The sequence below is a fragment of the Rheinheimera sp. 1928-s genome, assembly GCF_029269265.1.
Classification (GTDB): Bacteria; Pseudomonadota; Gammaproteobacteria; order Enterobacterales; family Alteromonadaceae; genus Pararheinheimera.
This window is the reverse complement of sequence record NZ_JARIXP010000001.1, coordinates 617,357-631,183: the sequence shown is the minus strand read 5'-3', so window position 1 is coordinate 631,183 and position 13,827 is coordinate 617,357. Positions and strand designations below refer to the sequence as shown.

Genomic DNA, 13,827 nt, shown 5'->3' with positions numbered 1-13,827 from the left:
GAGCATAGGCACAGAATTTAGCCACTTTGCTCTGGAAATTATCTTTCCGGGGGAGATGATTTAATCTTAGCCTAAGGGCAAAGCCATTAAAATGGCGTCTTCACGGCCAGTGGCTGTTGGGTAATAACTGGGGCGTAAACCGGTTTGAATAAAACCGCATTTCTCATACAGCTTAATGGCATTGGCATTGGATTGGCGTACTTCCAGCCAGCAGTCCAGCGCCTCTAAATCCTGAGCCTGCGCAATAAAATGCTGCATCAGTTGCTGGCCATAACCCTGGCCCTGCGCTTTTGGCGCCACACCAATATTAAATAAACTGGCTTCTACTGCGACTTTTTCGCCTATGTAGAAACCTATAATAGCGTCGTTATCATCCATCAGCACTGCATTAAAATAACGCTCGCTAAAGCAGGTGTGAAAGGTGCCTTCCGACCAGGGATGGCTATTAGCGCTTTGTTCTATCTGCAGCATCGCAGGGATATCGGCAGGGGTGGCACTACGTATTAACGGCATGCATCAGCTCTCTTGCTGGAGGCACAACCAGAGCAGCTTTTTCTGCTGGGCTGACTGTAATAATTCAATCGAAGGTGTTACTAAGAGTCCGTTTTGCAACATAGGTTCAGTACTGGCCGGGTTTAACCGCCACTGCAGCTCTGGTTGATACTCGCTGAGTGCCATGAAGACGTCTTTGGATAAGGTCAGTTCTGCGTCAGGTTCAGAGTAAACAGGCACTGCTGGTTCGACAGCTTCAACTACAGCTTTTATATCAGCAACAGCTTCTGCCAGCACACCAATTTCAGCTTCAGGCGTTTTGGCCATAGCAGAAAACTCTTGATGTAATTCAAGTGGTTGTATCTGGAGTAAGTGCAGCAGTTGCTGCTTAGACGATAAAGAATTCATATCAGAATGAAGTGGCAGGGGCAGAGGGATTCGAACCCCCAACCATCGGTTTTGGAGACCGCTGTTCTACCAATTGGAACTATGCCCCTAGCGTTGGAGGCGCCATTATACAAAAGAGGCATCAAAGGTAAAGCAAAAATCTGTCTGCACTGATTTAACTGCACATAAAACATACGTTTCATTCCTTTAAGGCCCCTTCCCCACTTGTTATCCAATTTTCTAATCAAAAATTACGATACTGACAAGCTTATTAATTCGTTTTCATCGAAGCATTTATCGAGCTTATGCTACTTCCATAGCTTCAAAGGAGAAAAACCATGAGCAAAGTACAAGATATATACCAACGCGAATTTCCACGCCTGCAACAAGACGATACGATAGTTCAGGCTGTGCAGCAACTGCGACAGTTTAACCTGACTGGCGCACCAGTGTTTAATAAAGACAATAACCTGGTCGGTTATTTGTCTGAGCAGGACTGTTTAGCCGCTATGTTACATGCCAGCTATTTTTGTAGCCTGCACAACACCATAGCGCAAGTGATGAGTAAGAAGGTGGTGACAGTACTTGCGTCCGATAGCGTGGTGGATAGCGCAGTGATCTTTACCAGTCTGCATTTACATCAGTTGCCTGTGCTTGAAAATGGCGTGGTGGTTGGGGTACTGAATAGAGGTCAAGTGGTTAGAGCTCTTGAGGCGTCGCTTGGGGACTGTTTTGGGGGGGAGAGAGCGGCTTAGTTGGTTGGGGTTTGGTGGTTTAACTCTGCAGGAACTCGAAAGAGCAAAAGAGAAACTGTTGAAGCGAATAGTTCGCGGCAGGAGGATTGCTCGTGGCTGTCCTGCCACGAGCCCTGCGGGCCAGCCTTCGGCTGTCGCCATTTGCTCCCGGCAAATGGCTCGAACCTGACGGAGGTTTTCACCTACTGCGTCCACCATCGCCGATCTATTTAACTGAATTTTAGATACACAAAAACGCCTGGAGCGTTTTTGGACCGCCGCACGGCGGGTCCCGAAGGGATTTTTCGCAGGGATGCGAAAAACAAAAAAACCTGCACTTAGCAGGTTTAGTTGTGGTGGACCCAGGAGGATTGCAAGTGGCGTCCTGCCCCTTGCCCTGCGGGCCGAGCTTCGCTCGTCCAAAATCGCTCCCGGCGATTTTGTCGAACCTGACGGAGGTTCTCACCTACTGCGTCCACCATCGCCGATCTATTTAGCTGAATTTTAGGCACAAAAAAACCTGCACTTAGCAGGTTTAGTTGTGGTGGACGCAGGAGGATTCGAACCTCCGACCGCTCGGTTCGTAGCCGAGTACTCTATCCAGCTGAGCTATGCATCCATCTGGTACTTTCTTTTTCACATCGTCGTTGTAGTTAAGTGGTGGACGCAGGAGGATTCGAACCTCCGACCGCTCGGTTCGTAGCCGAGTACTCTATCCAGCTGAGCTATGCATCCAATCTTAACAGTACAACTGGCGGAGAAGGAGGGATTCGAACCCTCGATAGAGTTTCCCCTATACACCCTTAGCAGGGGTGCGCCTTCAGCCACTCGGCCACTTCTCCGCACTACGTTGCGGCGTGTATATTAATGTCTCAGGAAAATAAGTCAAACAATTTTTGGAGCTGGAAAGCGCGTTTGCTGACCTTTTAAACAATTCGACTAAATATTCGCTACAAAGCGTTAAAAATATACAATTTCTAAAAATAATAAAGCTTATAACTTATTGATCGTCATCGCCGCTAAAGCCACCAGGGGTGCCTTTTTCAGCCTGAATACGCATATAAATCTCTTCTCTGTGCACAGAAACTTCTTTTGGTGCATTCACACCGATACGAACCTGATTTCCTTTGACGCCTAAAACCGTGACCGTGACTTCATCACCGATCATCAGTGTCTCACCAACACGACGCGTTAAAATAAGCATTCTTTGCTCCTTTTGTATGATCCCAGCTTCCAATGGTTGCGCTTGTTTGATCGTACTGCGCAGACCTGTCAGCCTTATGATAACTCAGCCGACAAATTTATGAAAACCTTGAAATTAATTAACTGAACCCAATAAGGCGGAATGTAAAGTGATTGCCACTTTATTCAATTCAGCTTCTGGCACTACTATTGATAATTTAATTTCGGCACAACTGACAGCAATAACCTGCACTGTTAATAACTGCAATTGTTCAAATACTGTCGCTGTAATGGCAGGATTTGATTTCAGCCCTATCCCTACTATAGATAACTTGCCCAAAGACTTCCTGCTTTGTAGCGTAAAATTTTGCTTCTTTTTCAGTTCATTACAAATATCTTCTACAGTATTCAGATCATTTTGGTTCAAACTGAACTGCATCTGCACTAAACCGGACGGCGCATACTGCACCTTTAACATATCGGTCTCAATAGCTAAACGGGCGAACTCCTTCAGTAATGCGATATGCAGCTCACTACTTAACTCATTCAGCTCCAACCAGACTTCGCCGGTCTGGCATGCCAGCCCTGTTACTGCAGGTACACTCATGCTCTGGTCCTCATAACACACTAAAGTTCCCTGATCGGGCCTGAAGCTAGATAACACCCGTACCGGCACCCGATGCATAGCTGCGTATTCGACAGAACGGGAGTGCAATACTTTGGCGCCTAAACTGGCAAGCTCGAGCATACTGGACGCGTCGACATAAGGCAGTCGGTACGCTTCAGCACAAATACGCGGGTCCATACTGTAAATACCGTCGACATCGGTAAAAATCTGACATTCGTCAGCTTTTAAAGCGGCGGCTAAAGCCACTGCTGTGGTATCAGAACCGCCACGGCCTAAGGTGGTGATATTGCCTTCAATGTCTCTGCCCTGAAAACCAGCAGCGATCACAATATGGCCCTGCTCCAGCTCCTGCCACAAACGCTCAGTGCCGACAGATAAAATACGGGCACGGCTGAATTTATTGTCAGTCAGAATACCAATCTGATCGGCCAGCAGCGATACGGCCGGATGACCCCGTTTAATCAGCGCCATCGCCAGCAATGCAATACTGACCTGTTCACCGCTGGCGGCGAGCATATCCAGTTCGCGAGTCGAAGGACGACTATCAATCTGATGCGCCAGCCCAAGCAGCCTGTTGGTTTCGCCTGCCATAGCAGACACCACTACAACCACTTTATGACCGGCATGCACAGTTTGAATCACCTGCTCTGCCACAGCTTCGATACGTTCGGGGGTACCGACTGAGGTACCCCCGAATTTTTGTACATATAAAGCCACTGAGCTTTACAGCTTAGCCGCAATATAGTCGGCAGCAGCTTTCAGCACGCCAGGTAAAGCTGCCACATCAGTGCCACCTGCCTGAGCTAAGTCCGGCTTACCACCACCTTTACCACCTACTTGTTCTGCAGCCCAGCCAATTAACTGGCCAGCCTGAACTTTGGCGGTTAAGTCTGAGGTCACGCCGGCAATTAAACTCACTTTGCCATCAGCAGCTGTTGCCAATAACAAAATACCTGAACCTAATTTGTTCTTCAGCTCATCTACCATAGTACGGAAAGCTTTTGGATCAGCGCCTTTCAGTTCTGCAATCAAGACTTTGACGCCATTAATGACTTGTACTTGATCCAATAACGAAGCACCGGCAGCGCTGGCGAGCTTGGCTTTTAATTGTTCCAGCTCTTTCTCTAAAGCTTTTCGGCTGTCCATCGCTTGCTGTACTTTGTCAGCAATAGAAAATACATCGCCCTTCAGCATGGAAGCTACAGTTTGAGCCTGCTGTTCCAGCTTATGTACAAAAGCTAAAGCGCCTTCGCCTGTCACAGCTTCAATACGGCGAATACCGGCAGCTATGCCGCTTTCGACCACAATTTTAAATAAGCCGATATCACCAGTGCGCGATACGTGAGTACCACCACAGAGTTCAATAGAGAAGTCGCCCATGCTCAGCACACGCACTTCGTCATCGTATTTCTCACCAAAGAGCGCCATAGCGCCTGCAGCTTTGGCCTCATCGACATTCATCAGACGGGTCAGCACTTCATGGTTTTGTTGCACTTGCTCGTTGACCATTTGTTCGATACGGCGAATCTCGTCCGCTTTGACCGCTTCAAAATGCGAGAAGTCAAAACGTAAACGCTCTGAACCTACTAAAGAACCTTTTTGCGTCACATGCTCACCTAAGACGGTGCGAAGTGCGGCATGTAATAAGTGAGTGGCAGAGTGATTTTTACGGATAGCTTCACGACGGGTATTATCAATGGCCGCATCGACTAAATCGCCTATAGCCAAAGTACCTTTTAAGCTGCCTTTATGGGCAAAAGCTTTACCCACTTTGATGGTGTCCGCCACAGTAAACACAGCGCCATTGGCCAGTGTTAATACACCAGCATCACCGGATTGACCACCAGACTCGGCATAAAATGGGGTTTGATCTAAAATCACCAGCGCCTGTTGTCCATCGGTCAATGAGTTAACCGCATTGCCTTCCAGCAGAATTTCGACCACTTTGGCTTTGCCCTGAATTTGGGTGTAGCCAGTAAAGTCAGTGCACTGCGTCGAAGTTAAAGCCTGGTTGTAATCAGCGCCAAAGTTAGAGGCTTGCTGAGCTCGTTTACGCTGTGCTTCCATTGAGGCTTCAAAGCCTGGCTGGTCCACAGTTAAACCACGCTCACGCGCCACATCGCTGGTTAAATCCAAAGGGAAACCGTAAGTGTCATATAACTTAAAGGCCACTTCGCCCGGAATAACAGTGCTGCCATTAAGCTCTGCTAAAGCCTCTTCCAGAATACCCAGACCACGCTCCAGGGTTTTACCAAACTGCTCTTCTTCTAATGCCAGCACTTTTTCAATTACGGCCTGCTTTTCTACAAGCTCAGGGTAAGCTTCACCCATTTGTTCTGCCAAAGCGCCAACCAATTTACTGAAGAACACACCTTTAGCACCCAGCTTGTTGCCATGACGGATAGCACGGCGAATAATACGGCGCAGCACATAACCACGGCCTTCGTTGGATGGCATCACCCCATCAGCCACTAAAAATGAACAGCTGCGAATGTGGTCAGCCACTACACGTAACGACTTGTCGTTTAAGTCGGTAGCGCCTGTGATTGCTGCAGTGGCCTTAATCAGCGCCGCAAAAGTGTCGATTTCGTAGTTGCTGTGCACGTTTTGCAAAATAGCAGCAATACGCTCTAAGCCCATGCCTGTATCTACGCTTGGTTTTGGCAGTGGTTCCATCCGGCCATCGGCATGACGGTTAAACTGCATAAAAACGTTGTTCCAGATCTCAATAAAACGGTCACCATCTTCTTCTGGTGAACCCGGTGGGCCACCCCAGATATGATCGCCGTGATCGTAGAAAATTTCAGTACAAGGACCACAAGGACCTGTGTCGCCCATAGCCCAGAAGTTATCAGAGGCGTAAGGTGCGCCTTTGTTATCACCAATGCGGATAGCGCGCTCAGCTGGCACACCAATCTGTTTGGTCCAGATATCAAAAGCTTCATCGTCTGTGGCGTAGACAGTGATCCAGAGTTTTTCTTTTGGCAGCTTGACCACTTCAGTTAAAAATTCCCAGGCGTATTGAATAGCGTCCTGTTTGAAGTAATCACCGAAGCTGAAGTTACCCAGCATTTCAAAGAAGGTATGGTGACGGGCTGTATAGCCTACGTTTTCTAAATCGTTATGTTTACCACCGGCACGTAAACAACGTTGTGCTGTCACTGCGCGGTTGTAGCTGCGTTTGTCCTGACCTAAAAACACATCTTTAAACTGCACCATACCTGCGTTGGTGAAAAGTAAAGTCGGGTCATTGCCCGGGATCAGCGAACTGCTGCTAACGATTTGGTGGCCTTTGCTGGCAAAAAAGTCCAGGAAAGCGCGGCGAAGTTGTGCCGAAGTCATATACATATCTTACTCTTCTTTAAGCTCTGCAAATACAAGTTGGATAGTGTCACTGCCAAAGCCCCGGCTTTGTAAGTAACGCATCCGTTTAAGTTTGTCCTGATAATCCGCTATGGGTTTATCAGCATATTTTTTCCGGTACGCCTGTGAGGCGACCTCAAACCAATCGATGTCTAATTCTTCCAGCAGTTGCTGTTGTAGTTCTTTTTTAATGCCCTGCTGCGCACAAAACTGGCTAATGTAAAACCATCCATAGCCTTTATGCAACTTTGCATTGACCTGCATACGAGCATAACGCAACTCGTTTTGGTAATCCCGTTGCTGTGCCCAGTCCAGTAATTCAGTAATTTGTTCTGCCGAAGCACCTTTTTGTTTGAGCTTTTGTTTGAGCTCCAGTGCGCTGTATTCACGGCGTGACAACAAACCCAACAGCCATTGCCGCAATTCCTGCTCTGTTAGAAGCTTTGGCTCTTGCGAAGGCTCGGGCTCTGTCATGCTTATACTTCCAGCACTGCAGGTGCTGAATCATCCAGCTGCAGGGCAAAAAAAGCACTAAAGGATAAAAAGAATGCGATTTGCAGCACAGGAACAATCACAATAAAAGCAAAACCAAAAGTAACAATACCTAAGAGTCCCAGTGCCACAGCCATCATACCAAACAAGGTTAAGGCGCCGACATTACGCCAGCAGGCCGTCAGACTGGCGGTTAAAATGGCCTGTAAACGTTGTTCATTCAGGAAATAAGCTATAGCTACCGCATAAGCAAATAACATAAACACCAAACTCAGTGCGGCCACAAAGAACAAAGCCGTCAACGGCTCAACCGCTTTAGCCTGTGTCTGTTCCATTAACTGATCCATCAGCAATATTAACGGAATATTCGCCAGTAAATTAGCCCCAGCCAGCCGGATAAAAGTACGACGGTAACGGGCTTCGCTAAAGACGCTAAACATCAGCTGGAAATTCACTTCTTTTTGCTGTTGCAGCAGCACTATGCTTTTGTAAAAACCGGCCGTTAAAAATGGATTCACCAGCACCAGCAGAACGCCAAGTACAGGGTGAAACTGAGCGACTAAACCCAGCACCGTCATAAAGGCAACCATAGCTATCATAGTGGACGGCGCCTGACGGAATAATTCCCAGGCTTTGCTCAGCCATGACAGAGCGGCCTGCATCGGCACCCGGCGTATGATAAGTTTTACCTGAACTTTCTGATCCACGAACGTTAACCCTTCTGTCACTTCTGCAGTCGCAACCCACATGGTCACGAAACGAAGCGTATCTTACTGCAAAAGCAGGGTTACTAAGAATAGCTGGAGCAGAAAAAGGCGGTTTTAGCTGTGGATTATGGAAATTAACAGCAAGCACCGTCAATCTGAAACCAAAACAGCTTTTCAGGGTCATTACAGCGTATAGTGCGGCAGCATAAATTCAAACCGCCGCAGAAGGACAGGGATGAATACTGTTGGGGGCTTGATGAATAAAATAAGCAGTGCTTTTGTCTGGATTATTGAATTAACAAAAAAATACTCCGGCCTGATGGCCTTATTTGGTTTTTGCACTGGCTTATTCAGCTTGTGGCAAGTGGAGCAGCGTGAGCAGTTCGCTCAGTTTTTTGCCATTTTAATGGTTGTTGGCTGGGTATGGCTGACAGGCGAATACTGGCTGCGTAAAGGATTATTAAAAAAATTCGGTGTAAGTTTATCCAAAGATTTAACCAGCTTTGTGACCCAGTTATTGCACCAGGAAAGTTTGTTTTTTGCCTTACCCTTTTTTCTGGCGGCCACCGACTGGGACCAACCTCAGGCTCTTTTTACCTCATTGCTATTGCTTTGTGCTGTGGTAGCGGTCATTGACCCGGTGTACAACAAACTGTTGACCCGACGACGAGCCTTGTTTCTGGTCTATCACTGCTTTTCTTTATTTGCCGTATTGATGGTGGTATTGCCACTGTTATTTTTTATGACCACCACCCAGAGTCTGGGTCTGGCTTTGATTATTTCTGCTTTGCTGAGTATTCCCAGTATCCGCCCTTTATTGGCGCAACCAGGCCGCTGGCGCTTGCCTGTGTTATCCCTGTTATTAGTTGTACTTGTCACAGGCATATGGTTTGGCCGCAGTTTGATCCCCGCTCCTGTCTTGCGCTTAAACGACATTCAATTGAGTCAGCAACTGGATTATGAGCAACGTTTACCTGGTTCAACTTTTACAGAGCTGACCCTGTCACAATTGCAACAAGGCGTATATGCCTATACCTCAGTGCGGGCACCACGAGGCCTGAAAGAACAGATTTATCATGAATGGGTTCACAATGGTAAGTCAGTAGAACGCATTCGACTGGATATTTCCGGCGGACGGGAACAAGGCTACAGAGCCTGGACTCGCAAACAACAATTTCCGCAACATGCTGTAGGTCAGTGGAAAATTCGTGTAGTGACAGATTCGGGGCAATTGCTTGGGGCTATTAGTTTTACTGTAACGCCTTAAAGCAACTGTCCCCGGTTTTGATTTGAATTTGAGACGGGCGGGTACAAGACCCGCCCCTACAGGGCTATTTTACTATTGTCATTTCTTTCAGAAGGTTGGTAGCACCGTCTACTTTCTCCATTTGCCACAGCATATAACGGCTGTCGACATGGATAGAGCGGTTGGTGGCCGGGTCGTAGTCCCAGTTGCCGATGATGCCTTCAATCACCCCATCAAATAACAAACCTACTAATTCGGCTTTACCATTCAGTGTGGGTGAACCTGAGTTTCCGCCTGTGGTATCTACTGTACTTAAGAAATTCACCGGCAGGTTGTTATAGACCGCATCTTTATAAATACCAAAGTCGCCCTCTTTTAAGGCTTCAACCTGAGCTGGTGGTGCATCAAATGGGTCTATACCTGTTTGTTTCTGTAAAATACCAGCAGCTGTCGTAAATGGCTGATAAGACACCGCATCTTTTGGCTGGTAGCCTTTGATAGAACCATAAGTCACACGCAGCGTGCTGTTAGCATCGGCATACACTGCCTTACCATTGGCTTTATTAAAGGCAATAATAGCTTCCATCACCTGTGGACGAGCGACGGCCAGTTTACCTTTGTGTTCTTTGTCAGCAGTTTCCAATGCCATATCAGTGTCGTACATAGCCACAGCGTATTGGATCAGTGGATCTTCACTGGCTTTAAAATCGTCTACTGATTTACCCATCCAGGCTAAACGTTCCACTTCATCCGACAGCTTAGTGGCCTGATACAAGCCCTCAAGTTTGCTGCGAAGCGCCGCCACTTCAAGCTCACCAGAACCTATAGCAAAATAACCATCCAGTGCTTTTAACCGCTGCTCCTTTGGCAATTTTGCGTAATGTTGCAGGAAATGCAGCATCAGCTCTTGCTCAACTTTGGCATCGAAGCTGCGGGATAATCTTTTCATGCTGGCAGAAAAACGTTCTAAATCGCGCTCTTGATACCCCATTTCACGTTCTGCATCTGGTTTTTGCTGTTCATGAGCTAAGCGGTATAAGCGTTTGGCCGTGCTAAACAGCTGACCATAACTTAAGTAACCTAAAATCAGATCTCGTTGCTGATTTTCCTGCTCTTCTGTCAGTAACTGCTGCAGACTGCGCACAGCTGGCGCATATTTTGCCTGACGAGCCGGGCTGGATTTAATCCACAGGTTCAGTGCTTTATCAAACTGATTTTTACGCTGTTGAATATCACCGGTTTTGTAGCTATGGATCATGCCTTCAAAGTTTTTCGCATAGTTCGCCAAAGACGCCAGAATGCTTTCGTATTTAATACGCTCTTCTGAACCTTCGGCTGAATGCTGTTTAATGACCTCAATAGCTTCTTCACGGTAGGCCTTGGATAAAGGCAAAACTTGCGTGAACTGATTTTCCACTTCAGCGGCCGTGTTGTATCTGTTGGTGCGGCCCGGATAACCAATCACCATCACAAAATCGTTTTCTTTCAGTGGTTTTGCTGACACTTTTAGATAAGAAGGTGGGGTAAATGGAATATTCTCAGCATCGAAATCTGCCGGCTGACCATCCTTGCCAACATAAGCGCGGTAAAACGCATAATCCCCTGTATGACGTGGCCACATCCAGTTGTCGATATCACCACCAAATTTACCCACACCTGAAGCAGGCGCATGCACTAAACGTACATCACGGATTTCCATTTGTTTGATCAGGTAATACTCAAGACCACCGTGAAAACTGTAGACATCACAGCGGTAGCCCGGCGTTTCACAAGCGGCGATTTGTTCTTTACGCAACTCGCTGATGCGCTCAAAACGCTCTTTGCCTTTAAGCGCAGGAGTCAACTCCTGGTTAATTTGCGCAGTGATATTGGTCACTTCCTGAGTGACAAATACCTTAGAACCCGGAGCTGCCGGCAATTCTTCATCTAAATCTTTGGCTAAAAAACCTTTAGCCAGCAAATTGTTCGCTGCTGTACTATTGTGCTGAATACTGCCATAAGCACAGTGATGATTGGTCACCACCAGGCCCTGATTTGAGACAAAAGAGGCAGTACATCCGCCCAGGCTAATCACAGCATTCATTGGAAATGCTGTTAATTGGGCAATACTTTTGGCATCAATTTCTAAACCTTTTTCTTTGAGGAGTTGTTCAAGTTCAGGTAACTGATGAGGTTGCCACATACCTTCGTCGGCATGGGCAAAAGCAGCGGCAGACAAAGCCAGCGCAAGCAGAGTTTTTTTCATTCGGAAATTCCTTGGCATAGAGGCCCAGACAAACTAACAGCATCAATGCTCAGTGCGCATGCTGTTTCGGGTAACGGCGCTCATTGTGCGATATTTTACAGCAAAGTAAAACGGCCAGACGCTTGAATTTCTGTAGTATTTACCCCATAAAGTGATGTCAATAATGAGACGGGAGCAATAATGGAACAGCTAATAGAAAAAACAATGTATGCCACCCGCTGGCTGATGGCGCCTATTTATCTTGGGTTGAGTTTAGCTCTGCTGGCCTTGGGCATTAAGTTTTTTCAGGAAGTGCTGCATATAGTGCCAGTCATTTTCAGCATGAAAGAAGTAGACCTGATTTTAGTGGTGCTGTCTTTAATAGATATTTCGCTGGTTGGTGGTTTACTGGTGATGGTGATGTTTTCTGGCTACGAAAATTTTGTTTCCAGAATGGATATCAATGACAACGGCGATAAACTGGGCTGGTTAGGCAAGCTCGACTCCAACTCACTGAAAAATAAAGTCGCAGCTTCTATTGTGGCTATTTCATCTATTCATTTGCTGAAAGTCTTTATGGATACCCAAAATATCCCGAACGATAAAATCATGTGGTATTTGCTGATCCACCTGACTTTTGTATTATCCGCTTTTGCTATGGGTTATCTGGATAAAATCACCAAAGACGCAAGTAAAAAAGATAACTTTTAATGAAGAGGCCAGCCCGGTGAGTTCGCCGGGCTTTTGTGTACAGACAGCAACACCTTCGTTTTTTTACCTCTGAGTGCCAAGCTTCGTTTGCCAGACCGGATACGCTTTGAGTACAGCGTCAGCATTAGATTGATACCAGCCATAGCCTTTTTGTCGTTCAATTGAAAGCTCTGCCATGCTGCGAACTATAGTACCGTCACGATCGACAAAGAGTGGCTGCTGCTTTTGTAAATCGTAAAATCTCGCCCATAGCGGCCTAGCGCCAGCTTTTTTGAAAAAACGTACTCCGCTATCGCTGCGCTGCATTTCAGTATTGTGGATTTGTTTGGCTTTAAACCAGGCAACTGCGGCTTCTACACTTTGGATCACTGCTCTGGATGGCTTTGGCAACTGCATCAATAACAAGGTGACTTCCGCACTTTCACTGCTGACCAAAGCTGGTAACTCATAAGCTCTGGCTTTTACAGCCGAAAGTGTCAGCGGATGATGCTGGGCAGCCCAAACGGTCAGTTCACCCTTGAGTCTGATTTGAGCTTTTAACAATAACTCTATGCCACGTAAAAACTGCTGCTGCGCTTGTTGCTTTATATCGGCTTCGACAAAAGCAAATTGCGGCTCTGTGGCTACCTTTTGTAAAAGTCTCAACAGCTGCACCATCACATTGTCATTCAGAGTAATAGCATCGTGGTAACCACCCCGCAGCGGGTAGGTCTGAGCAAAACCTCCATTGGGGTATTGCGCTGCCAACACAAACCGAATAGCCCGCTCAATAGATTGCTGCAGCTCAGGCCTCATAGCCTCACTGGCATAAGGCAAAAAAGCGCTCAACCAGAGAATTTGTGTGCTGGTGGCGTCATTGTCAAATGTCGGAATATAGCCAGCTTCGGTGCCATACAGCTGACCAGGCTCCCGGGGCTGAGTGGCCATATCCGTTCTTTTACTCCAGCCGCCTGAAGGCGTCTGAAAAGACAAAACAACCTTCGCAATACGGGATGCTTCATCGGATAACCAGAAAGCACTGTCGGGCTCAGTCGGAAAGCCAAACTTCAGATGTCTGGCTGGCAAGGTCGGGGCTGTTTGGGGCAACTGACTCAATTCATCATCCAGTTGTTGCTGATCCAGCTGTTGTAACTGTGTTGAGCGTAAAAAATACAGCTGCCACTCTGGGTCCGTAGTCAATTGCTCCCGCCAGGAGTTGCTAAGTGGTTCTGCTACTAAGACTTCTGCAACAAGACTCAAAGCCAGTAGCGCCATGCGCAGCCTAAACATCTTAAGTCTGATTCAGAGTTGCACCACGTCTGCACAGCTGAAGTGCCAATCCCCAAGGATCACGTAACATCAGAAGCAAAGAGCCATCAGCTAAATTCACTTCATCGACTTGTTGCGCGCCTGCCTGTTGCAGCCTGCGGCTATCGGCATAAGGATCGGTGCTGACCAACGCCAGATGCAATAACAAGGGATGCATCTTTGCATAATCCGGCACCTGATCAGCTGGATTGCAATAAATCTCCAGCATCATCTGATCGCTATCATCGACCAGAAAGTGTGTCTGAGCGTCATCAGCTAAAGCACGCCGGACTCTCAGCCCCAGATGCTGGCAATACCAGGCAGCCATGGCTTTAGGTTCGGCGACATTTAGCGCCACATGCTCAAATCTCATC

13 protein-coding genes and 4 tRNA genes are annotated in these 13,827 nt (G+C 47.2%); 3 read left to right on the top strand and 14 right to left on the bottom strand.

Annotated elements, in window-relative coordinates; translation table 11 throughout:
• Positions 1-66: 66 nt before the first annotated feature.
• The 3 genes from rimI to P3C17_RS02850 form a co-directional block, all read right to left on the bottom strand.
• Positions 67-513: a ribosomal protein S18-alanine N-acetyltransferase gene (gene rimI / locus P3C17_RS02860; protein ID WP_300928009.1), complete on the bottom strand. Its 447-nt coding sequence runs from the start codon at positions 511-513 to the stop codon at positions 67-69.
• Positions 514-516: 3 nt separating this feature from the next.
• Positions 517-900 carry a hypothetical protein gene (locus P3C17_RS02855; protein ID WP_300928008.1) on the bottom strand — a complete coding sequence of 128 codons (384 nt, stop codon included), beginning with the start codon at positions 898-900 and terminating at the stop codon, positions 517-519.
• Positions 901-912: 12 nt separating this feature from the next.
• A tRNA-Trp gene (locus tag P3C17_RS02850) sits at positions 913-989 on the bottom strand.
• Positions 990-1,217: 228 nt separating this feature from the next.
• Here P3C17_RS02850 and P3C17_RS02845 point away from each other — a divergent pair.
• On the top strand, positions 1,218-1,634 hold the full coding sequence (locus tag P3C17_RS02845) for a CBS domain-containing protein (RefSeq protein ID WP_300928007.1): 417 nt from the start codon (positions 1,218-1,220) through the stop codon (positions 1,632-1,634).
• A 521-nt stretch (positions 1,635-2,155) separates the two neighbouring features.
• On the opposite strand, the gene P3C17_RS02840 is transcribed toward P3C17_RS02845, so the two are convergent.
• The 8 genes from P3C17_RS02840 to P3C17_RS02805 form a co-directional block, all read right to left on the bottom strand.
• Positions 2,156-2,232, bottom strand: a tRNA-Arg gene (locus tag P3C17_RS02840).
• Positions 2,233-2,271: 39 nt separating this feature from the next.
• Positions 2,272-2,348, bottom strand: a tRNA-Arg gene (locus P3C17_RS02835).
• Between the two features lie 17 nt (positions 2,349-2,365).
• Positions 2,366-2,455, bottom strand: a tRNA-Ser gene (locus P3C17_RS02830).
• A gap of 158 nt (positions 2,456-2,613) precedes the next feature.
• Positions 2,614-2,817 (bottom strand): carbon storage regulator CsrA, encoded by a 204-nt coding sequence (gene csrA / locus P3C17_RS02825; RefSeq protein ID WP_008897327.1) that lies wholly within the window; start codon positions 2,815-2,817, stop codon positions 2,614-2,616.
• Between the two features lie 114 nt (positions 2,818-2,931).
• The gene (locus P3C17_RS02820; protein WP_300928006.1) at positions 2,932-4,140 is read right to left on the bottom strand and encodes an aspartate kinase; all 1,209 of its coding nucleotides are present in this window, start codon (positions 4,138-4,140) and stop codon (positions 2,932-2,934) included.
• 6 nt (positions 4,141-4,146) lie between these two features.
• Positions 4,147-6,765, bottom strand: a complete 2,619-nt coding sequence (alaS, locus tag P3C17_RS02815) for an alanine--tRNA ligase (RefSeq protein ID WP_346015652.1) — start codon at positions 6,763-6,765, stop codon at positions 4,147-4,149.
• A gap of 9 nt (positions 6,766-6,774) precedes the next feature.
• Positions 6,775-7,260, bottom strand: coding sequence for a regulatory protein RecX (locus P3C17_RS02810; RefSeq protein ID WP_300928004.1), 486 nt, complete (start codon positions 7,258-7,260; stop codon positions 6,775-6,777).
• Positions 7,261-7,262: 2 nt separating this feature from the next.
• Complete coding sequence (locus P3C17_RS02805; protein ID WP_300928003.1) at positions 7,263-7,985, bottom strand: hypothetical protein; 723 nt, start codon at positions 7,983-7,985, stop codon at positions 7,263-7,265.
• Between the two features lie 256 nt (positions 7,986-8,241).
• Between P3C17_RS02805 and P3C17_RS02800 the strand changes: the two genes are divergently transcribed.
• Positions 8,242-9,252 (top strand): DUF5924 family protein, encoded by a 1,011-nt coding sequence (locus tag P3C17_RS02800; protein ID WP_300928002.1) that lies wholly within the window; start codon positions 8,242-8,244, stop codon positions 9,250-9,252.
• Positions 9,253-9,316: 64 nt separating this feature from the next.
• Here P3C17_RS02800 and P3C17_RS02795 read toward each other — a convergent pair whose 3' ends face one another.
• Positions 9,317-11,476 carry a S46 family peptidase gene (locus tag P3C17_RS02795; protein ID WP_300928001.1) on the bottom strand — a complete coding sequence of 720 codons (2,160 nt, stop codon included), beginning with the start codon at positions 11,474-11,476 and terminating at the stop codon, positions 9,317-9,319.
• Positions 11,477-11,656: 180 nt separating this feature from the next.
• Here P3C17_RS02795 and P3C17_RS02790 point away from each other — a divergent pair, with 180 nt between their 5' ends.
• On the top strand, positions 11,657-12,166 hold the full coding sequence (locus tag P3C17_RS02790; protein ID WP_300928000.1) for a TIGR00645 family protein: 510 nt from the start codon (positions 11,657-11,659) through the stop codon (positions 12,164-12,166).
• 63 nt (positions 12,167-12,229) lie between these two features.
• On the opposite strand, the gene pelA is transcribed toward P3C17_RS02790, so the two are convergent.
• Both pelA and P3C17_RS02780 read right to left on the bottom strand, forming a co-directional pair.
• On the bottom strand, positions 12,230-13,435 hold the full coding sequence (gene pelA / locus P3C17_RS02785) for a pectate lyase (RefSeq protein WP_300927999.1): 1,206 nt from the start codon (positions 13,433-13,435) through the stop codon (positions 12,230-12,232).
• Position 13,436: 1 nt separating this feature from the next.
• The gene (locus tag P3C17_RS02780) at positions 13,437-13,826 is read right to left on the bottom strand and encodes a VOC family protein (RefSeq protein WP_300927998.1); all 390 of its coding nucleotides are present in this window, start codon (positions 13,824-13,826) and stop codon (positions 13,437-13,439) included.
• Position 13,827: the final 1 nt, after the last annotated feature.